Source organism: Ruegeria sp. H8 (genome assembly GCF_056532905.1).
In genome coordinates this window covers 192,941-213,229 of record NZ_JBQFNY010000004.1, presented here as the reverse complement: position 1 = coordinate 213,229, position 20,289 = coordinate 192,941, and the positions used below count along the sequence as shown (strand labels likewise).

18 protein-coding genes are annotated in these 20,289 nt (G+C 57.5%); 10 read left to right on the top strand and 8 right to left on the bottom strand.

What is annotated here, in order from left to right; all coding sequences use genetic code 11:
- Positions 1-13: 13 nt before the first annotated feature.
- Positions 14-1,375, top strand: a complete 1,362-nt coding sequence (locus ACR0A2_RS12490; RefSeq protein WP_480835267.1) for a formimidoylglutamate deiminase — start codon at positions 14-16, stop codon at positions 1,373-1,375.
- A 77-nt stretch (positions 1,376-1,452) separates the two neighbouring features.
- On the top strand, positions 1,453-2,154 hold the full coding sequence (locus ACR0A2_RS12485) for a GntR family transcriptional regulator (RefSeq protein ID WP_171232264.1): 702 nt from the start codon (positions 1,453-1,455) through the stop codon (positions 2,152-2,154).
- A gap of 92 nt (positions 2,155-2,246) precedes the next feature.
- Here ACR0A2_RS12485 and ACR0A2_RS12480 read toward each other — a convergent pair whose 3' ends face one another.
- Positions 2,247-2,633 carry a hypothetical protein gene (locus ACR0A2_RS12480; RefSeq protein ID WP_480835265.1) on the bottom strand — a complete coding sequence of 129 codons (387 nt, stop codon included), beginning with the start codon at positions 2,631-2,633 and terminating at the stop codon, positions 2,247-2,249.
- A 90-nt stretch (positions 2,634-2,723) separates the two neighbouring features.
- Positions 2,724-2,963, bottom strand: a complete 240-nt coding sequence (locus ACR0A2_RS12475) for a hypothetical protein (protein WP_480835263.1) — start codon at positions 2,961-2,963, stop codon at positions 2,724-2,726.
- Between ACR0A2_RS12475 and ACR0A2_RS12470 the strand changes: the two genes are divergently transcribed.
- Positions 2,889-3,311 carry a CHRD domain-containing protein gene (locus ACR0A2_RS12470; RefSeq protein ID WP_480835463.1) on the top strand — a complete coding sequence of 141 codons (423 nt, stop codon included), beginning with the start codon at positions 2,889-2,891 and terminating at the stop codon, positions 3,309-3,311. The genes ACR0A2_RS12475 and ACR0A2_RS12470 overlap by 75 nt on opposite strands.
- A 106-nt stretch (positions 3,312-3,417) precedes the next feature.
- Here the strand turns inward: ACR0A2_RS12470 and ACR0A2_RS12465 are convergent, their stop codons facing one another.
- Positions 3,418-4,035, bottom strand: coding sequence for a TetR/AcrR family transcriptional regulator (locus tag ACR0A2_RS12465; protein WP_171169500.1), 618 nt, complete (start codon positions 4,033-4,035; stop codon positions 3,418-3,420).
- 146 nt (positions 4,036-4,181) lie between these two features.
- Between ACR0A2_RS12465 and ACR0A2_RS12460 the strand changes: the two genes are divergently transcribed.
- The 6 genes from ACR0A2_RS12460 (at position 4,182) to ACR0A2_RS12435 (ending at position 11,292) form a co-directional block, all read left to right on the top strand.
- Positions 4,182-5,111 (top strand): AEC family transporter, encoded by a 930-nt coding sequence (locus ACR0A2_RS12460; RefSeq protein ID WP_480835261.1) that lies wholly within the window; start codon positions 4,182-4,184, stop codon positions 5,109-5,111.
- A 103-nt stretch (positions 5,112-5,214) separates the two neighbouring features.
- Positions 5,215-6,048 (top strand): S-formylglutathione hydrolase, encoded by an 834-nt coding sequence (gene fghA / locus ACR0A2_RS12455; RefSeq protein WP_480835259.1) that lies wholly within the window; start codon positions 5,215-5,217, stop codon positions 6,046-6,048.
- A 3-nt stretch (positions 6,049-6,051) separates the two neighbouring features.
- Entirely contained in the window at positions 6,052-7,509 is a 1,458-nt protein-coding gene (sthA, locus tag ACR0A2_RS12450; protein ID WP_152460208.1) for a Si-specific NAD(P)(+) transhydrogenase, read from the top strand.
- The gene (locus ACR0A2_RS12445) at positions 7,506-7,961 is read left to right on the top strand and encodes a YaiI/YqxD family protein (RefSeq protein ID WP_171232267.1); all 456 of its coding nucleotides are present in this window, start codon (positions 7,506-7,508) and stop codon (positions 7,959-7,961) included. Before sthA ends, ACR0A2_RS12445 begins: the two co-directional genes overlap by 4 nt.
- 121 nt (positions 7,962-8,082) lie before the next feature.
- Positions 8,083-9,177, top strand: coding sequence for an S-methyl-5-thioribose-1-phosphate isomerase (gene mtnA, locus ACR0A2_RS12440; protein WP_480835257.1), 1,095 nt, complete (start codon positions 8,083-8,085; stop codon positions 9,175-9,177).
- A gap of 75 nt (positions 9,178-9,252) precedes the next feature.
- Positions 9,253-11,292, top strand: coding sequence for a bifunctional aldolase/short-chain dehydrogenase (locus tag ACR0A2_RS12435; protein WP_480835255.1), 2,040 nt, complete (start codon positions 9,253-9,255; stop codon positions 11,290-11,292).
- Between the two features lie 45 nt (positions 11,293-11,337).
- Here ACR0A2_RS12435 and ACR0A2_RS12430 read toward each other — a convergent pair whose 3' ends face one another.
- The gene (locus ACR0A2_RS12430) at positions 11,338-12,573 is read right to left on the bottom strand and encodes an MFS transporter (RefSeq protein WP_480835253.1); all 1,236 of its coding nucleotides are present in this window, start codon (positions 12,571-12,573) and stop codon (positions 11,338-11,340) included.
- Between the two features lie 148 nt (positions 12,574-12,721).
- Here ACR0A2_RS12430 and zapE point away from each other — a divergent pair, with 148 nt between their 5' ends.
- Entirely contained in the window at positions 12,722-13,789 is a 1,068-nt protein-coding gene (zapE, locus tag ACR0A2_RS12425; RefSeq protein ID WP_480835251.1) for a cell division protein ZapE, read from the top strand.
- Positions 13,790-13,849: 60 nt separating this feature from the next.
- On the opposite strand, the gene ACR0A2_RS12420 is transcribed toward zapE, so the two are convergent.
- From ACR0A2_RS12420 to ACR0A2_RS12405, 4 genes are read right to left on the bottom strand one after another with little or no spacing between them, the layout of a single operon-like run.
- Positions 13,850-15,124, bottom strand: coding sequence for a bifunctional folylpolyglutamate synthase/dihydrofolate synthase (locus ACR0A2_RS12420; RefSeq protein WP_480835249.1), 1,275 nt, complete (start codon positions 15,122-15,124; stop codon positions 13,850-13,852).
- Positions 15,121-16,050: an acetyl-CoA carboxylase, carboxyltransferase subunit beta gene (accD, locus tag ACR0A2_RS12415; protein WP_152460202.1), complete on the bottom strand. Its 930-nt coding sequence runs from the start codon at positions 16,048-16,050 to the stop codon at positions 15,121-15,123. Before accD ends, ACR0A2_RS12420 begins: the two co-directional genes overlap by 4 nt.
- Before the next feature lie 60 nt (positions 16,051-16,110).
- Positions 16,111-16,995 (bottom strand): CPBP family intramembrane glutamic endopeptidase, encoded by an 885-nt coding sequence (locus tag ACR0A2_RS12410; protein WP_480446311.1) that lies wholly within the window; start codon positions 16,993-16,995, stop codon positions 16,111-16,113.
- Positions 16,988-20,095 carry an ABC transporter transmembrane domain-containing protein gene (locus tag ACR0A2_RS12405; RefSeq protein WP_480835246.1) on the bottom strand — a complete coding sequence of 1,036 codons (3,108 nt, stop codon included), beginning with the start codon at positions 20,093-20,095 and terminating at the stop codon, positions 16,988-16,990. The genes ACR0A2_RS12410 and ACR0A2_RS12405 overlap by 8 nt, the downstream gene beginning before the upstream one ends.
- Positions 20,096-20,289: the final 194 nt, after the last annotated feature.

Sequence of the window (20,289 nt, the reverse complement as noted above, 5' to 3'; positions counted from 1 at the left end):
AATGAGGTAAAAAATGGCTATCTTCGCTAATCGCGCATTACTGAGCACCGGTTGGGCTACGAACCTGCGGGTAGAAATCAGGCAAGGGCTGATAGTGTCGCTGCAACAGGGCGCGACGGCGCAAGAGGGTGACACTTGCGTCGACACTTTGCTGCCCGCATTGGCCAATCTGCACAGCCACGCATTTCAGCGCGCGATGGCAGGCATGACCGAATACCGAAAGGCCGGTCGCGACAGTTTCTGGACGTGGCGGGAACTGATGTATCGTTTCACCCAGCACCTGACGCCTGATCAGGTGCAGGCGATTGCCGCTCTGGTCTATATGGAGATGCAGGAAGCCGGTTACGCCTCGGTTGGTGAATTCCATTATTTGCATCACCAACCAGACGGCACACCTTATGGCAATCTTGCAGAGCTGTCCCAGCGGATCATGGCTGCTGCGGCCGAGACGGGAATCGGGCTGACGCATCTGCCCGTACTTTATTCTTACGCAGGGGTCGGCGAGCAACCGTTGGAAGCGGGACAGCAACGATTTGGCAATGATGTGGACCGCTATCTGGCGTTGGTCGAACAGGCGCAGGCGGCACTGGGCGATCTGCCGGATGACTGTCAGATAGGCATAGCCCCACATTCCTTGCGCGCGACATCACCGCAAGATCTTGCCCGGGTTCTGAACGCAAAAAAGACGGGACCTGTCCATATTCACATTGCGGAACAACCCATGGAAGTTGAGCAGGTTCACGAGGGTTTGGGCGCCCGCCCGGTGGAATGGCTGCTGAACAATGCAACGGTAAACCATCGCTGGTGTCTCATCCACGCCACTCATATGACGGAAAAGGAAACTTGCGATATGGCCGCAACGGGCGCGGTCGCGGGGCTTTGCCCAATCACCGAGGCCAATTTGGGGGATGGCCCTTTCAATGGGGCCGTCTTTCTTGAAGCCGGTGGTCGTTTCGGGGTTGGGTCGGATTCAAACGTGTTGGTTTCGATGACAGAGGAACTGCGTACGCTGGAGTATTCCCAACGCCTGCGAGACCTGTCGCGCAATGTCCTCGTGGAAGGGGACGGTTCGGTAGGACAGACACTGTATTGCAATGCGGCTTTGGGCGGTGCGCAGGCCCTTGCGCGCGCGTCGGGCCAGATCGCAGAAGGGATGCTGGCGGACCTTGTTGCCATCGACAGCCAGGATCCGGCACTTTGTGCCCTGCGTCCTGAACAGTTGCTCGACGGGTTGGTCTTTGCCGCGAAGGACCACGTAGTGACCGATCTGTGGTCGGCTGGCCGCCATCAGGTACGCCGGAGCCGCCATATTGCTCGGTATCGGATCGTATCCGGCTATCGACAGGCCTTGGCTGATCTCATGCCGAGGCTTTGAGATTGCTGCGCCTTTACGGGCTGACAAAAATGGCCTCATAATAGCAATATGCTTGTACGTAATTGGATGAACACTACGTGATCGATCAAAAACCCCTCGGCTTTCAGGACATTCGGGACGAAGTCGTGAACCGCATTCAAACCCGTGTCTGGCCACAGGGCAGCCTGTTGCCCACCGAGATGGAACTGGCAGCCGAATTCGGCGTTGCACGGGCGACGGTCAATCGGGCGCTGCGGGAACTTGCCGAACAGGGAATTGTCACCCGCAAACGTAAGGGTGGCACGCGTGTCGTGACCACACCGGTAAAGCAGGCGAAATTGCCGATCACTGTCGTTCGGCAGACCATCGAAGAAATGAACGCCGAATACCGCTATGCTTTGGTCAGCCGAACACTGATCGATTGCCCCGCGTGGTTGCAGGCAAAGCTGAACATCCCGGAAGGCGCGCAGGTCGTCCATCTGCAATGTATGCACCACGCCGACAACCGTCCATTCCAGTTCGAGGAACGCTGGATCAACGTCAGCACCGTGCCTCAGGTTCTCGACGAAGATTTCCTGACCACCGGGCCGAATGAGTGGCTGCTATCCGAGGTGCCGTTTTCAAACGCTGAAATTGCCTTCTCTGCCGTCCCGGCAACAGGGCATTTGCAGGAGTTTCTGGCGGTACCGCCCGGAACACCGTTGTTTCAGCTGGAACGCACGACATGGTTTCGCAGCGATCCGGTAACTTTCGTGCGCATGACTTTCCATCAGGGATACCAGATGCGCACCACGTATTGAGGCCAGAGCACCGAACAGGTTTTGACATAGATGCAAAACCTTATCGCTTCGATCCCACCTTCCTGACTGTCGTGGCAGTCACCTTTGCCCGTTCAGCGTCCGAAGCAGCCGAGATTTGGTTCTCGTTGTTCAGCGGCCAAAGCAGAGACAATTGTACAATCGTCGGAATGGCAAATATGGCGGCAGGTCGTCTCGAACCTCAGCGCGGTCAGGTCGAAACGTCTGCTGATCCGGCTTGATCCATCTTGTTTGGGAAGCCTCCCCTCAAGTTCGTATCCGAAACAGTGTGGAAACCGGATGAAATCATATGGCGGAGCATCCTCTGGGATGATGGATGACAAGGTGCAAAGCGGGTGCCCTTTTCGAAGGGCCAGAAACAATGGTTCCGACCAGATTGAAGTGAAACTCAAGCTAGCGCTGCTGTTGATCTTCGCCGCAAGCGCCATGTACAGCAAGTGATCATCGACCATACGCAACATTTTTTCAGGCAGATCCTAGATCAGCGTGACCCCCATCCTTGGAAACAGCGAGCTGAAGGGTTCAGAGAAATACCCGGTCAGATAAGGGGCCTAAGTCGGAGTCCTTCCGACGGTTAAAGGAACTGCTTCGGGGTCGCGGAACTCGGTTGCGGTGTCACGGATTTTCTGCGCATCGTTCAGAAGGCGCCCAGCCCGTTCAACGACACGGGCACCGTACAGTGCCGGGCGCACCTCGTTGTTGAGGCGCAGGAACAGATCGGCGCGAATATCCCGGGCGGTGCCTGGTTTGTTGAAGAAGCTGTACAGGGCAATCTGTACTACAACATCCACACGGCTGAGTTCCCCGCCGGTGAAATCCGCGGGCCGCTGCTGATCGACACCGATATGACTGAAGGTGACATTCGCACCGTCACCCTGTGCGGCAGCCTGAACGCGGAGCAAGAGCCCGGACCGACCTCGGACAGCAAGGCCACCGGCGACACGACCGTAGTCATCACCCAGAATCTGGCGACCGAAGAAGTCTCGTATTCCAGCGAACTGAGCGTTGTCGGTCGGGCGGCTTTGAACTTGGTCCCCGGCCAGCCCGCAGACCTGTTCGTCAACACAAGCGAACGCGCGATGATTGCGTATCTGGCGCAGCCTGTCAGCGAGGGTCTGGCCAGAACTTTCATCGAGTAAAGGGTTTTACAAGACTTACAGCTTTAAACTGTTGTGTATCGAGTGTTTTGGTGAGTGAGCGATGGTCTGCGCCCCTGTTCCGGCCGCGGGCCAACACTTTTATCGATCAGACCCCGTAACGGGCAAGAAACATGTCAACAGCCTGAGCAGCGACCTGATCTATTTCTTCCTGAGTGAACGTGTTCTGAATACCAAAAGCCGCCCGGGTCCAGATCCGCACTTTGCACAGTTCGGAAAACTGCTCGGCAGCGATATGTACATCATCAATGGCCAATTCGCCCTTGGCCACGGCTTTTTCCAGATACTCGGCCATCTGTCGCTGGCCGTTTTGCGGCCCTGCCTCGTAAAACGCACGACCAAGCTCGGGAAACCGGTCGCGTTCGGCAACGCAGATCCTGAAAACCTGCTGCGCGAAATCTGAAACAAGGAATGCCGTCAATTGCGTCGCCGTGATCTGAAGCACTTCGCGGGCAGGCTTGGTTTCGTCGATCATCGAGATGACCCGCTCGGCCATCAGGCAGCATTCTGTCTGGGCCACTTCCATGAACAAAAGGCGCTTGTCCGGGAAATAGCTGTAAAGCGTTGCTTTTGACACGCCAGCCGCGCGGGCAATGTCATCCACACTTGCCCCTTCAAACCCATCCGCCATGAAAACCTCTCGAGCCCCGCGCAGAACCTGGTCGAATTTCCGGCCGGTGCGCAGAATGGTGGCGGTCTGGGTCATGTCTTCTCCTCGATCGATAGCCGCGCCAGTTTATAAACCGTTCGGTTTAGATACAACGATTCTCGAATATTTCAGCGAAGCGGAGGTTGCATTTGCTTTGATGCCGGGGACTTGCAGCGCGTTCAAACCGTGCTAGGACTGGGCCCATGGTCGAAATCTTTCTGCGCACCCTTCCGTTTTTCGCGATTATCGGCTTGGGCTTTTGGGCGGGGCGCACACGGTTCTTCTCGGCTGAAGCCACGGCATATCTGACCAAGTTCGTCTTTTTCTTTGCGCTGTCGGCGATGCTGTTTCGCTTTGCCGCCACCCTTCCCTTTGCCGAGATTTTCAATTCCCGGCTCATCCTTGGATATTTGCTGGGCACCATGACCGTTTACGTTCTGGCGTCGGCCATCGCCTGGCTGCGCGGGCTCGACATTCCGACCGCTGCGGTCGAGGCTCAGTGCGCGGCCATCGGCAATGTCGGGTTCCTCGGGCTGCCTATGCTTTCCCTTTTGTTTTCCGAGGCTGCGATCGGGCCCGTGATGCTGGTCCTGACCGTCGATCTGGTCGTGTTCTCTTCCCTGATCGTGATCCTGATCAACGGCGGCCGTGACGGCAGATTGACCCCGACCACCTTCAAGCTGATCGGACTGGGTTTGGTCCGCAATCCCATGATCGTATCCATCTCGGCCGGTCTCATCTGGTCCTCGCTGCAATTGCCTGTTCCTGAACCTCTTGGCGATTTTCTGATCATTCTCGGTGGGGCAGCAACTCCGGGTGCATTGTTCGCCATTGGCGCATCATTGGCGGACAAGTCGGCTGAACGTGTCCAGATCGCGGCCTGGTTGAGCTTCTGCAAACTGGTGATCCATCCGGCCTGCGTTGCGGTCGCTCTGTTATGGCTGATACCGATTGATACTTTTCCCGCAACTGTTGCTATCTCTGCCGCTGCTTTGCCTGTTGCGGGCAATGTTTACATGCTGGCCGCGCATTACGGCATTGCCCCGCATCGCGCGTCGGCGGCAATCCTTCTATCCACAATCGTCAGTATTCTCACCGTGCCGATGGTGATCGCCTGGGCCGGCACATTCTGACCTTCACCTTTTCGAAAAATACTCTCAACGAAGGCGCACAGACTTTACGCCGGGTCCGCGGATCGTTAGCCATGTTGCGACTCGAAAACAAGGACGGTGCCTGATGGAAACCCTTTCGGAAAATGCCTGTTTTGGCGGTGTGCAGGGCGTGTACCGCCACGCTTCCTCGTCGTGCAAGTGTGACATGACTTTTGGCCTGTTTCTTCCAGCCGAGGCCAAGGACGGCCCGGTCCCGGTTCTTTGGTATTTGTCGGGATTGACCTGCACCCATGAAAACGCGATGACCAAAGCCGGGGCTCAGGCGTGGGCCGCGGAACAAGGGATCGCCGTGGTGTTTCCAGATACGTCACCGCGTGGTGACGGCGTCGCAGATCACGAAGATTACGACCTGGGTCAGGGCGCGGGGTTCTATGTGAACGCAACACAGGAACCCTGGGCGCCGCATTTCCGGATGTGGGACTATGTCGCCGAAGAGCTGCCCGCCCTGCTATTCGAAAATTTCGCCATCGACAGCGAACGCCAGGCCATAACGGGCCATTCCATGGGGGGGCACGGCGCCCTGACGCTTGCCATGAACCTGCCCGGACGCTTCCGTTCGGTGTCAGCCTTTGCGCCGATCTCGAACCCGACCGGAGCGGATTGGGGACGCAAACAGCTGAGCGCCTATCTCGGTGACGACGAAACGCTTTGGGCAAAACACGATGCGTCCTTGTTGATGAAGAAAACCGGCTTTGACGGCCCGATCCTGATCGACACAGGTGCAAACGATCAGTTCATGGATCTTTTGCGCCCCGAAGCGTTGGCGCAAGCCATCGCCGAACGCCGCCAGCCAGCGACGTATCGCTTCCAGCCGGGTTACGATCATTCGTACTTCTTTGTGTCCACGTTTATGGAAGATCACGTCATCTTCCATGCCGAGGCCCTGTACGGAGACTGAGGGATGAGCAGCTACGATTATGACCTGATCATCATAGGGTCGGGGCCTTCTGGGCGTTCTGCGGCGATTCAGGCAGGCAAACTGAAACGGCGTGTGCTGGTCATCGACCGCAAAGACCGTTTTGGTGGCGTCTCTGTCCACACCGGTACGATTCCGTCCAAGACCCTGCGCGAAACCGTTCTGAACCTGTCGGGCTGGCGCGAGCGCAGCTTTTACGGGCGTTCATACCGGGTAAAAGATCAGATCCGGGCGGAAGACTTGAAAGCCCGCCTGCATATGACCCTCGACCATGAAGTCGACGTGTTGGAGCATCAGTTCAACAGGAACCACGTCGAAACCCTGGACGGTCTGGCCAGATTTGTCGGGCCGCACGAAGTAGAGGTCGCAACCGATGCCGGGGAAACAACGCGCGTGACGGCCGCGAAGTTCCTGATTGCGACAGGTACGAAAACCTATCGACCGGATTATGTCCCGTTCAACGGCAAAACGGTGGTGGACGGTGACGAATTTCTGGAAATGGCTGAGATTCCGCGCTCGTTGGTCGTTATCGGTGCCGGGGTTATCGGCGTGGAATATGCCACGATGTTTTCAGCCCTGGACGTGCGTGTGACGCTGATTGAACCCCGCGACACGTTTCTGGATTTCATCGACAGCCGGTTGATCCACGACTTTACCCATCAGATCCGGGAAAACGGTGTCGACCTGCGTTTGGGCTCGGCTGTCGAGAAGATTGAAGACGCCGGTGAACATGTGGAAGTGACCCTTGAAAACGGTCGCCACGTTCGCGCTGAAATGCTTCTGTTTGCGGCCGGACGCATGGGGGCGACGTCCAAACTCAATCTGGATGCCGTCGGGCTGGAGACGGACCACCGCAACCGGATCAAGGTAGACCGCAAGACATATCAAACGGCGGTACCGCATATCTATGCCACGGGCGATGTCATCGGACATCCGTCGCTGGCATCGACCTCTTTGCAGCAGGGGCGCGTGGCTGCCTGTCACGCGCTTGAAACGCCCACGCTGCCGGAAAGCCCGTGGTACCCCTATGGCATCTATTCAGTGCCCGAAATATCAACCTGCGGAATGTCGGAAGAAGAATTGCAGGAGCGCAACATCCCCTACGAGGTCGGCGTCGCGCGATTCCGCGAGACCTCTCGCGGGCATATCATGGGGCTGGAACACGGCATGTTGAAGATGCTGTTCTCGCTCAAGACCCGCAGGGTGCTGGGTGTCCAGATCGTTGGCGAAGGCGCGACGGAGTTGATCCATATCGCGCAGGCCGTGCTGAACCTGAAAGGTACGGTGGACTACTTCGTTCAGAACACGTTCAACTACCCGACCCTTGCCGAAGCGTATAAAATCGCGGGCCTAGATGCGTTCAACCGCATGCCTATACCCGAGGAATTCAAGGTCAAAAAGAAACCGGTGGAACCAGCAAAGAAAGAGGCAAAAAAGGCGTGACGACGCTGTATGTCGATGGCGATGCCTGTCCCGTAAAAACCGAGGCCGAACGGGTCGCTACGCGGCACAAAGTGCCGATGGCGTTGGTGTCCAATGGCGGGCTTCGTCCATCGGCCAACCCGCTGGTACAGGTCATTGTCGTTTCCGAAGGCGCGGATGAGGCCGACAAATGGATTGCCGAACGCTGTGGAGAAGGGGATGTCGTCATAACGTCTGACATCCCTTTGGCCGCAAAATGCGTCGAAGCGGGCGCACGCGTGCTGCGCCCGAATGGTGAAACCTTCACTGCGGCAAATATTGGCCAACAACTGGCAATGCGTGACTTGATGGCCGATCTGCGCGCGGCCAATCCGTTGGGAACCGGCGGCGGTGGGCGACCCTTCGGCAAAGCCGACCGCTCGCGGTTTCTGGACGCCTTGGAACGGGAAATACGTGCCGCCAGAAAGGGATGATCATTCCTTTTGCCAGATCAAATACTGACCCGAATTCAGAAACGCCCGTTTACAAGTACCTCATTAGAACGCACCCTGTGCTTGAACTCCGATCAGGCTTTTCGAACACGGAGACTGCGTTATGAAAGTACAAGGCACCCATTATCGGTCTATTTGGTGGGACAAACCGGCAGGCGTGGTTCGGATCATCGACCAAAGGTGGTTGCCGCATGATTTTCGGGTCGTAACCCTGAAAACGCTTGATGAATTTGCAGCTGCGATACGGGATATGTGGGTCAGGGGCGCACCCTTGATAGGCGCGACCGCTGCGTTTGGGATTGCCGAGCAGATGTCTCGGGACAGCTCCGAAGCCTCCTTTGATGCCGCGTATGACGTTTTGCATGCAACCCGACCCACGGCAATCAACCTGCGCTGGGCATTGGACAGATGCCGAGAAGCGCTGATGCCGCTTGCTCCGGGTGACCGTGTCGAGCGCGCCTGGTCGCTGGCGCAGGAGATTGCAGACGAAGATGTCGAGATCAACGCCGCAATCGGCCGGCACGGGTTGGAACTGATCAAGGATATCGCGGCCCGAAAACCCGCCGGTGAGCCGGTTCGGTTGCTGACGCATTGCAATGCGGGATGGCTGGCGACTGTGGATTGGGGCACGGCCACAAGCCCGATGTATCACGCACATGACGTTGGCATCCCCTTGTACGTCTGGGTGGATGAAACCAGACCGCGCAACCAGGGCGCGCTGACATCCTGGGAATTGGGCGAACATGGCATTCCACATCGTTACATCGTGGACAATGCCGGCGGTCATTTGATGCAGCACGGCCTGGTTGATTTGGTGATTACGGGCACGGACCGAACCACGGCCCAAGGTGATGTTTGCAACAAGATCGGGACCTATCTGAAAGCTTTGGCTGCGCGGGACAACGGTGTGCCATTTTACGTCGCCCTGCCCTCCCCTACGATTGACTGGACCGTTCGCGACGGTGTGGCCGAAATCCCGATCGAAGAACGTGATTCCAGGGAAGTCTCCCATGTCATGGGGGTTGATGGGCAGGGGAACATCTCGGATGTACGCGTGACGCCAGATGGCACGGAAGGTGGCAATCCTGCCTTTGATGTCACCCCAAACCGGCTGGTGACGGGGCTTATCACCGAGCGCGGCGTCAGCGAGGCGTCTGCTGACGGGCTTGCCCGGTTGTTTCCCGAACGGGCTGGTTAACACTTTGTTTATCACAGTCCTGAATTGTGCAATCGCCCCCGCGGATCATGCACCCGCTTAACTTGCTGAGAATGAATGATGATTGAAAACTGGTACAGGGCCGACGAGGCACGTAAATGGCGTGATCGGGCCGGAACAGACCCCGCAGATCAGGAACTGGGCGAACGTGTCTATACCTCGCGGCTGATCGGTCAGAACCCGGACCTCCTGATGCACGGAGGAGGCAACACGTCGGTCAAACTGGAACGCCCTGATCTGTTCGGTGATCTGCAGCGCGTTCTGCATGTCAAGGGATCTGGGTGGGATCTGGACAGCATCGAGGCACCGGGCCTGCCGGGCGTGTGGCTTGATCCTTTGATGAAACTGCGCGCATTGGACCATCTGTCAGATGCGCAGATGGTCAATGTTCAGCGCGCCAATCTGTTGGATTCGGGTTCTCCGAACCCCTCTGTGGAAACTCTGTTGCATGCATTTCTGCCGCACAAATATGTGGATCATACGCATGCGACACCCTTTCTGGTGCTCGCCAATCTGCCAAATGCCAAGGACGTCTGCCGCGAGATTTTTGGCGACCGACTGGGCATTGTGCCCTATATCATGCCTGGCTTCGGGTTGGCCAAAAAGGCGGCCGAGGTATTTGACGATAACCCGAATGTCGAAGGGCTTCTGCTGCTTCAGCACGGGCATTTCACGTTCGGCGCGACGGCGCAGGAAAGTTATGACCGGATCGTGGCGCATACCAACGAGGTTGCTGCCTATTTCGGAATGAAGGACCTGACGACAATTGGCCGTCGCGATCCGGCTGAGAATCTTGAGGTGTTGCCGATCCTGCGCGGGGTCATCGCCGAAGTGGCGGCCCAACGGGATGACCCGATGCCGGTTTTTGACCTCCGCAACGGGCCGGATGTCATGCAGTTTTTCGATCGTCCGGATATTGACTCATTGGCCCAGCGGGGCATGGCGTCGCCGGATCACGTGTTGCGGACAAAAGGCTGCCCGCTTGTATTGCGCGCGTCGGATTTGTCTGGGGGGCGGTCGCGGATCAAGGCAAAGGTCGAAGAGTTTGCCAAAGACTATCGGGCGTATTTTGAACGGCAGGCGCCGCAGGCCGACGAACCCAAGAAACTGCTGCCCCAAGACCCCAAACATGCCTGGATCGAGGGCGTGGGGGTCCTGGGAATGGGCCCGAACGCAAGGGCTGCCTCGGCAGCGGCGGATCTTGCGGAACAAAACCTGCGGGTTCGAACAGTGGGCGAAGACGCGGGCGGTTTTTTCCCCATCAATGAAAAAGACCGCTTTGATTGCGAATACTGGTCCTTGGAACAGGCGAAGCTGGGCAAAAGCTCACCACCTCCGCTTCAGGGCAGGATTGTGATGGTGACCGGTGGCGCAGGAGCGATAGGTCTGGCCACCGCCAAGGCCTTTGCTGATGCCGGTGCGAATGTCGTTCTGGTGGATCGGGATGAACGGGCGTTGGCAGATGCCAAATCGAACCTTGGCACGTGGCATTCGTCATATGCCTGCGACGTCACCGAGAAAGGCGCCGCAGATGCCGCGATTGCGGCGGCGATACACCGGTTTGGTGGGCTCGATGTAATGGTATCGAATGCCGGGGCCGCGACTTCGGGCGCGTTGCTGGATCTTGGTGACGACGAATTCCGTGCGGCTTTTGAACTGAATTTCTTCGCGCACAAGGCGTTTGCGACACAGGCTGCCCGAGTGATGCAAGCTCAGGGCCGCGGCGGTCAGATCCTGTTCAATATCTCCAAACAGGCGATCAACCCGGGCCGGAACATGGGGGCTTATGGCACGCCAAAAGCCGCCACCCTGTTCCTGTTGCGCCAGTTGACGCTTGAATTGGCCGAATATGGAATCCGTGTGAACGGGGTGAATGCAGACCGAATTCGCTCTGGCCTGCTGACGGATGGGTTCATTCAGGAACGCGCTGCTGCACGTGGCGTTTCCGAGGAGACCTATATGTCAGGCAACCTGCTGGGCCGCGAAGTCGAGGCGAAGCATGTCGCGAACGCTTTCGTTGCGCTGGCGCTGATGGAACGCACCACCGGTCATGTCGTGACGGTGGATGGCGGCAACACCGAGGCCGAACTTCGGTAACGCCTTTGCCCGATTGGTTCCCTGCCTGTGGCGTATCGATGTGCCTCAGGCAGGAACTGCTGTTCGGTTCTCGCGGATCGGCAGGTGGACTATGGCGCTGAAGGCACCGATCGCGACCCCGATCCACCAAACCATGTTATAGTCGCCATACTGGTCATACATGCGTCCGCCAAGCCAGACGCCCAGGAAGCTGCCGATCTGGTGGCTCAAGAAGATAAAGCCATAGAGCGTTCCCATATAACGCAGACCGTATAGATGCGCGACGAGCCCCGAAGTCAGAGGCACGGTGGCCAGCCAAAGCGATCCCATCACCAGCGAGAACACGATGACCGTAAGGGGTGTGATCGGGAGCACGATGAACAAAGCCGCGGCAATCGTCCGGCCCGTATAAACCGCGGCCAGAAGATATTTTTTCGGAAAGTGGTTGCCGGCCCAACCCGCCAGCAGCGTGCCGCCGATATTGGCCAGACCGATCAAGGAAATCGACACCGCACCAAGTGCGGATGTGGAGGTGATCCCGATGGAATGCAGTACGCTTCCGGGCTGGATTGGTCCACACATCTCGGTCACGAAAGCCGGGAAATGCGCGGTGATGAAACCCAGCTGGTATCCGCAGCTGAAAAAACCCAGAAATATCAGCGCATAGGAAGGGTCGCGGAACGCTTTGCCCAGTATCTCGCTCATGCTTTCTTGCATCTCTGCCTTCGAAACGGGCTGTGGTGCACGCATGAAGGGCAAGGTCAGCACAAGGGCAAGAATTGCCGCGGCGAACAGGACAAAAACCTGCTGCCAAGGCAGGAAAGTCAGCAGCCATTCGGCGGTCGGCGCCCCCAGAACCTGCCCAAAGCTGCCCGCAGCGGTAACGATGGCCAGCGACATGGACCGGTTTTCATCGGTGGACGCGCGTCCGACAACCGCCAGAACCACACCAAACCCGGTCCCGGCGATGCCGAAACCCACCAGCCACGCGTATATCTGATGCTCGAACGGCGTAACGGACCACGCCGTCAGCACCATGCCAGCCGCGTAAGTGAGAGCGCCGAGGATGATGGCTCGGCGGTCGCCCACCTTTTCGGCAATCGCAGCAAAGATCGGCTGCCCGATGCCCCAGGCCAGATTCTGAATTGCAATCGCCATCGAGAAATCGGTCCGCAGCCAGCCGAACTCATCGGCTATCGGAATCTGGAATACGCCGAACGACGCACGAACAGCGAAGCTGACCGTGATGATGATACATCCGACAATCAGAATCGGATTCAACAAGCGGGCGGATCGGGGCATGGGACCTCAGGCGTTACGTCCGAAGGACCGTATTACTTTTGGTGTCACCGTCAATTCAGCAGATTTGCGGTCACGGATAAACAAAATTGATGTGTCGCCAAAAATGGCTTCTTTTCAACGGCCGAGACGACGGGTAAGGCTCGGATTCATGACGGATCTTATTTCGCTTTACGAGGCCCGCATTGCGGACGGAACGCTGACACGCGACGACGCGCAAGAGGCCGTTCTGCCCCAATTCGAACGCATCCGGGCGGCACTGTCCAAGCCGGTAAAACGAGGGCTCTTTCGCAAGGCGCCTCCGCCACCTAAAGGACTGTACCTGTGGGGCGGTGTCGGGCGTGGGAAATCCATGCTGATGGACATGTTCGTCGATACGCTGGGCAATATCCCGGCACGGCGCGTGCATTTTCACGCTTTCATGCAGGAGATTCACGCTGGAATGCACAAGGCCCGGCAACAGAATGTCGAGGATGCCCTGGCACCGGTGGCGCAGGAGGTGGTCAATTCAGTTCGCTTGCTCGCGTTTGACGAAATGCAGATCACCGACATTACGGACGCAATGATTGTCGGGCGGCTGTTTGACTTGTTGCACGAGGGCGGCGTGGTCGTGGTTACTACGTCGAACAGGCATCCCGACGATCTGTACAAGGATGGGCTGAACCGGCAGCTGTTCCTGCCCTTCATTGCCCATATCAAAGAGCAGTTGCAGGTGTGGGAATTGGTGTCGCCCACGGACTATCGGCAGAACCGGTTGGAGGGTGCCCCGGTCTATTTCACTCCGATTGGTCCAGAAGCCCGGCAGAAGATCAGAGAAGTCTGGACAGATCTTGCCGGTGGACCCGCTGATCCGCTTGTGTTGCACGTCAAAGGCCGGGCCGTTGAATTGCCCGCCTTTCGCAACGGGGTGGCGCGGGCTTCATTCTATGATCTGTGTGGCCGCATGCTTGGGCCGGGTGACTATCTGGCGATCGCCGAAGAGGTGAAGGTGCTGGTGCTTGAAGACATCCCACGCCTGTCGCGCAACAATTTCAACGAGGCCAAGCGTTTTGTCACCCTGATTGATGCGCTTTACGAAGCCAGGGTGCGTTTGATCTGCTCGGCTGCGGCGGAACCCGAGATGCTGTATGTCGAAGGCGAAGGAACCTTCGAATTTGAACGCACGGCATCACGCCTGCGGGAAATGCAGGATCAGGATTGGGGGCGACAGGGGCACTGATCCGCCCGTATCGCCCGCGCCAAGACAGTGTGTCAGCCAGATCATGAGGCCGGAACGCACCTACGCGTTTTCTTGCAGAATTTTTCCAGCCAGATAGAGCGAGCCGCAGATCAGAACACGCGCCTGCGGGTCAGTGTCCGTGATCACTTTCAATGCGTCCGCCACGCTGTCAGCGGTGGATGCGGGAAGGTTCACCTTGGCCGCAGCCGCAGCGGTTTCTTCCGCGCTGAGCGTTGCGGTCTCACCCGGAATGGATACGGCTGTCAGACTTGTCGCTTTCTCGGCCAGAGGTGCCAGATACCCTGTCACATCCTTGGTGTTGAGCATGCCGCAGATCATGTGCGTGGGTTTTTGCGGCAGGTTCGTCAGCACGTCCGTCAACGCGATTCCGGCGGCGGCGTTGTGACCACCATCCAGCCAAATCTCGGCCTGCGGCGCCTGATCGACGAGCGGGCCGGATTTCAGACGCTGCATTCGCGCCGGCCATTCGGCCTTGGTCACGGCAGCTTCGTATGCGTCGTCGCCCATGTTCAGATGGCGCAGAACCGCCAACGCCGCGCCCGCATTCTGAATCTGATGTGCGCCCAGAAGGTTGGGCAGAGGCACATCCCGCAAGCCGGTTTCGTCCTGATAGATCAGACGCCCGTTTTCTTCCTGCACGTGCCAGTGCTGACCATGAACCAACAAAGGCGCACCCAATCGGGCGGCCGTGTATTCGATGACCTCAAGCGCTTCGTCCTGTTGCGGGCCGACAATGCACGGAACGCCGGGCTTGATGATGCCCGCTTTTTCCGCCGCGATCTTGCCCAAAGTATCACCCAGGAACTGTTCATGGTCGATGGATACGGGGGTAATAACAGTGACGGCCGGGTTTTCAATCACGTTTGTGGCGTCCAGACGCCCGCCCAGCCCAACCTCGAGCAATGTGAAATCTGCCTTGGCGCGGGCAAAGGCCAACAGGGCGGCGCATGTGGTGATCTCGAAATAAGTGATGTTTTCGCCGCCATTCGCAGCGTAGCATTCATCCAGAACCGCCGTCAGCTCTGGCTCCGAGATCAGCTCTCCGGCCAATCGAATACGTTCATGAAAACGGGCCAGATGCGGCGAGGTATAGGCATGTACCGAGCGCCCCACCCCTTCCAGCCCCGCTCTGATCATCGCCTGAGTCGAGCCCTTGCCGTTGGTTCCGGCAATATGGATGACCGGCGGCAATTTCAGCTGCGGATTGTCCAGTGCCGCCAGCAGACGCCAGACACGGTCCAAGGTCAGATCAATGATCTTGGGGTGCAGCGCCATCATCCGGTCGAGGATGGCGTCGGACGTCTTGGCCGTCATTTCTGATCTGTCTCTTCGGCGGGGGCCTCGATTGCGTCGGTTGGTTCCGGTGCCGGCAGATCGCCCTTGATCGCCGGCGGCAGATTCATCAGCATCCGCGTGATGGTAATCAGTTCATCGCGCATTTCGGTACGTCTGGTGACACGGTCCAGCATCCCGTGATCCAGCAGGTATTCGGCGCGTTGAAAGCCTTCGGGCAGTTTTTCGCGGATCGTCTGCTCGATCACGCGAGGCCCGGCAAAGCAGATCAGCGCATTGGGTTCCGAGATATGGACATCGCCCAGCATCGCATAAGACGCAGTAACGCCACCGGTTGTCGGATGAGTCAGCACCACGATATATGGCAGGTTGGCTTCTTTCAGCATCTCGACTGCCACAGTGGTGCGCGGCATCTGCATCAGGCTGAGGATACCTTCCTGCATACGGGCGCCACCGGCTGCCGAGAAAAGGATAAGCGGCCGTTTGAGTTTCACCGCCTCCTGCGCGGCGGCGATGATCGCGTTGCCGACATACATGCCCATCGATCCGCCCATGAACGAAAAATCCTGCGCGGCGGCCACAATGGGGGTGCGGCCAATTTCACCCAAGGCGACCAGCATGGCTTCCTTTTCGCCGGTCTTCTTCTGCGCTGCCTTCATGCGATCGGGGTATTTCTTCTGATCGCGGAATTGCAACGGATCGTCTTTTGGCGCGGGTACTTCAAGTTCGGTAAAGATGCCGCCGTCAAACAAGTGCTTGAACCGCTCTCGCGGTTTGATCGCCATGTGGTGGTCGCACTGTGTGCAGACATTCTGGTTTTCCGCCAACTCGCGATGGAACAGCATCGTTCCGCATTCGTCGCATTTGTGCCAGAGGTTTTCAGGCACTTCGCGGCGTGAGAAGATCGAGTTGATCCGGGGGCGGACGTAGTTTGTGATCCAGTTCATGTCGGAACCTTGGCTTGTGCGGTGTTGACGTCAAATAGGACGCCACGGAAGGAATTGCAATCAACGCCTGAGCGCAAGTCGCGCGGCCAGCCAGCAAACGAACATCACGGCAAGGTCCACCAGAAGCCAGGGGCGAAGCTGTTCGGCGTCGGATGCATCGAACGGAAGGGTGAACAGCGCCAGCCCGTTCAGATTGTCGGGCAACGAGATGAACAGCAACGCAATGATGTTGTTGAAAAAATGCAAGGCGATAGCTGGCCCCAATGTTCCCGCCCGTGCCGTTAGGTCCGATGTCAGCAGACCGAAAACGCAAGCCCACAGCGCAATCAGCAACGCGTTGTCGCCAGCCATGTCCGGTGTGTAATGTCCAACTGCAAACAGGATGGATGGTACCCCCATCCAGATGACAGGCGATTGGAATCTGGCTGCCAGGGTTTGCTGAATATAGCCTCTGAACAACAGCTCTTCGGCGCTGGTCTGCACCAGAACAACCAAGGCCGAAACCGGCAAAAGAAGAAGCCAGGTTGACAATGGCAGGTTCTGCGACAGAGATCCGCCAAAGCCATAAGGCGGCAGCAGGAACCCGACAGCGCCCAAAATAAGCAGTGCTTTCAACACTTTGAGGAATTGGCCCGCAGCCAATCGGTACCCGCCCACGATGGACACCAAAGACCTGTGCTGAACCTGCCGCGCGGCGACGGCCACGCCCAGAATGATGAATCCGAAACTGGCCAACAGCAACAGCAACGCGAGGGGTGAACCGCCCAACAGAAGCGTCTGCGCCCAGCTTTCCGGACCCATCCCGGCAACCACGGTAAAAAACACCATGTTCAGAACGCTGACCAGCACGGCAACCAGCAAGAGCCCCAGCAACAGGCGCCAGATTTCCGGTTTGCCGCGCGCGGTTTCGACCAGATGGTCATGAGCGGAATATGCTTTAGGCATTATAATCCGTGCTTTCCTGAATCGCCTGATCCGTAATCGTCGGGAGCAGCTCTTCGGGGTTCTGCGCCGCATTGATTCTTGTGGACAACGTAGTCAGATATCCCGCAACAGTCTGTAGCAATTGCGTAGCAACCGAAGCGTCGCTTTCGACCACGGCACGCAGTTCCTCGGCGCCGATACGCAGGAACCTGCAATCTTCGGTGGCGACCAGATCCAGTTGTCTGGGCTCTCCTGTTATGATCGAGAGATCACCGATCAGTCGCCCGGGCTCGATTATCGAGATCGGGCGTTTTTGTCCATCATCCGTGGGCCAGTCCAGCCTGGCCTGCCCTGAGACGCACAGATACGCCGCGTCGGGCGCCTGACCACGCGAGAAGATGACTTGCCCCGCTGCTGCTTCGTACCATTGCGCTGAGAAAGCCAGCAGCCGCTGGTTGCGGCCATCCACGCCGGAAAACAACTCGGTCGCCGAAATGATTTCGAGCTTGCGGCTCAGATCGTCCGACGTGCTGTCTTCTTGCGGGGATTTGGATCGTGACACACCATCGATACGGCCATCCTTGATTTCCACAAACAGATCATACGCTTCGGGATGTGCAAAGTGGTCTTCCATAAAGATCATAATGGAATCCGGCAACAATTCCCGCAGTTTCAGGCGGGTGCGCAACCGGCTTTCGGAATCGTGACTTGCCAGGGCCCTGTCCAGAATCAGGACGTCAGGCCGTTTGATACCTGCGCGAGAGAATGCGGCACGCTCCTGAAAGACGGTCGGCAGATTGTTCCCGCCCAGGCCTGCTGGCAGATCGTAGATGATGGCAGCTGCACGGCGTCGCAGGCCGGCTTCGTTCATGGCTTCGGCCACAACGTCTTCTATTTCGTCCGCATGTGCACCGGCCATCAACGACACCCGGCCGTAGATCGCATTTTCCATAACCGTCAGACGTGGCACATAGATGTCCGGCGCAACTGACATGAACATGCCACCCATCGCATCCCGCAGCCGCTTGGCCTGGCTTTTTCGGATGGCAAGTATCTTTTCCTTGTATTCTTCCGGGAAGTTTGGGCCGATCTGCTCGGCCGTCAACAGGAACGGCACCGTCAACAGCAATGCGCGCTCCTGGTCGCTCACGGCCATATCACCCTTGGCTTTGCGCCGTTCTTCGATATCCAGCAATTTGTGATACATGTCCTTGGACATGCCAAGCCTCAGGAAAAGCGGGTGATCCGCCCCGTCCCGCCCGAAGGTCTTGCTGAGCGTGTCCATGACGGCCTGAGAGATGCTGATCACGTCGTCCACCAGATCATGGGCGCTGAGCATCTGAACGAACCGTTCGTCACCCGCCAAAATATCCGGAGAAATGTCCCTGGATGGTGCCGCAAACAACAGGTTTCCACCCAGCGGAACTGCCGGGTTAAAGCGATCAGGGTCGAACCGGTACACATATCGATCAAGCCCCTTTTCTGCCAGGCGCTCGGCGATGGTCCCTCGTAAATTGACAACTTCCTGTGCCAGAACCGGGTGAATTTCCGGGTCGAACTGCGTACGCAAAGTGCGGCGGAACATGAACTCGTCGATACCCATCGCTTCCACCAGCTGGAACCACCAGTCACGTATGTCGTCGATATCATCAAGACCGGCGAGGCCCGGGTCAATCCATTCATCGTCCAGAGAATCCGGTGAATTGCCTGCACGAACAGCTTCGATTTGCCACCGCGTCGGGGCCTTGAGCGTATCTGCTTGATGTCGTGGATGCGTGCGCAAAGGCATCATGAGGTTGTCGCCCAATGTCCCGTCAAACAGGTAAGGGCGCGAATAGGCATAGCCGATCCGGGCCGCGATGACGGCCTGATGCAGACCCCGCAGATTATGCCCGGCTATGATCACCTCACCCTGAGCCGGCAACACCTCACGAGTCAGAAGCTGTCCCAACGCACTGCGTTCCGACGCCTGTCCAGACTGAATTGCGACGCGCGCGCCGCGCGGAATGGTCAGATCGAGATCTTCGAGAACGGTTTTACCATCGCTGTCGCGAACCGTCACATTTCGCAGCTCTATGTCGCCAGTCAGGCGCGGAATGGTTTCAGGCTCACCCTCGAAAAGCTCTTCCGGCATCATGTTGTCCGGCGCAAATCTCTCGGTGACGATTTCCCACCGCAAAGACATGTCCTGTACCTGATTGTAATAGGTCAGCAGATCCTTCCATGGGCCGCTCAGATCCTTGTAGGCGCCCAACGCGGCAACCAGCGCACCTACGGTCACCTCACCGGTAATCGCCAGATATCCACCCACTGAATAAAACAGGAAGGGTGTCATCTGAGTTATCAGGTTGTTGAGGAACTTCATGAAGAATTTTTTGTTGTAGATCTTGAAGCGGATCTCGAACAGCTTCCCCAGCCGATGGCTGAATTGCGCAAGGCGATAGCGCCACCCTCCGTTGGTCCGCAGATCGCTGATACCCGCCGCAGTTTCGCCGATCTCCGAGCTCAGACGTCGAACTTCCTGAATGCGGTCCTTGTTCAGAAGGTTGATTTGCCGCTGAAGCTTGGGGATCAGCCAGGCCTGAAGCGGGATCAGCGCGATACTGGCAAGTCCGAACCAAACGCTTTGCATGAACAGGAAGGTGACGATCGTCATCATCTGGCCGAACTGGAAAACCGGCTGCGCGATGGCATCCCCCATCAGGCCACCCATCGGTTCGGCCTCGGACGTGATCATCGATACCAGCTCACCCTGGCTGGTGGTCGCAAAATAGGATTTCGGAAACCGCATCGACCGTTGGATCAACGTATAGCGCAGGCGCCGCAGCATGCGCTCGGCAAGGACGCCCTTCATCGTGTTGATGCGCATCTTCATGACACCGCTCACGATCACCGTCGCCAGGAACGCAACACACAGTATCATCAGATACTGAACCTGCGTCACGGTGAAGTTCCATATGGTTACCGTGTCACCCGGCGCGCCAATTGCGTCGTTGATGATTTGTTTGGGCAGTTCCAGCGAGGCGTAAAGAAACGGGAACGACAGGACCGTCAGCAGAAGAAGAACAAGTTGCTGTTTCTTCGAATACTTCCAAATGAAGGCAAATAAAGTGGACTCCATAACCTGGCCTTGTCATGCGCTAAACTGTTGTGTGGCTGTTCTTGGGATGACCCACTTTGCAGGAGCCAAACGGTAAGCACTGACCCGGTACATTGCAAGAATAGACCAGTTCAGTTTCAGCATGTTGCGCCTAACCAAATTATGGAGGGACCCCAACAGGAAAACACAAGTCTTCAATAGCAAATCCGTTATTG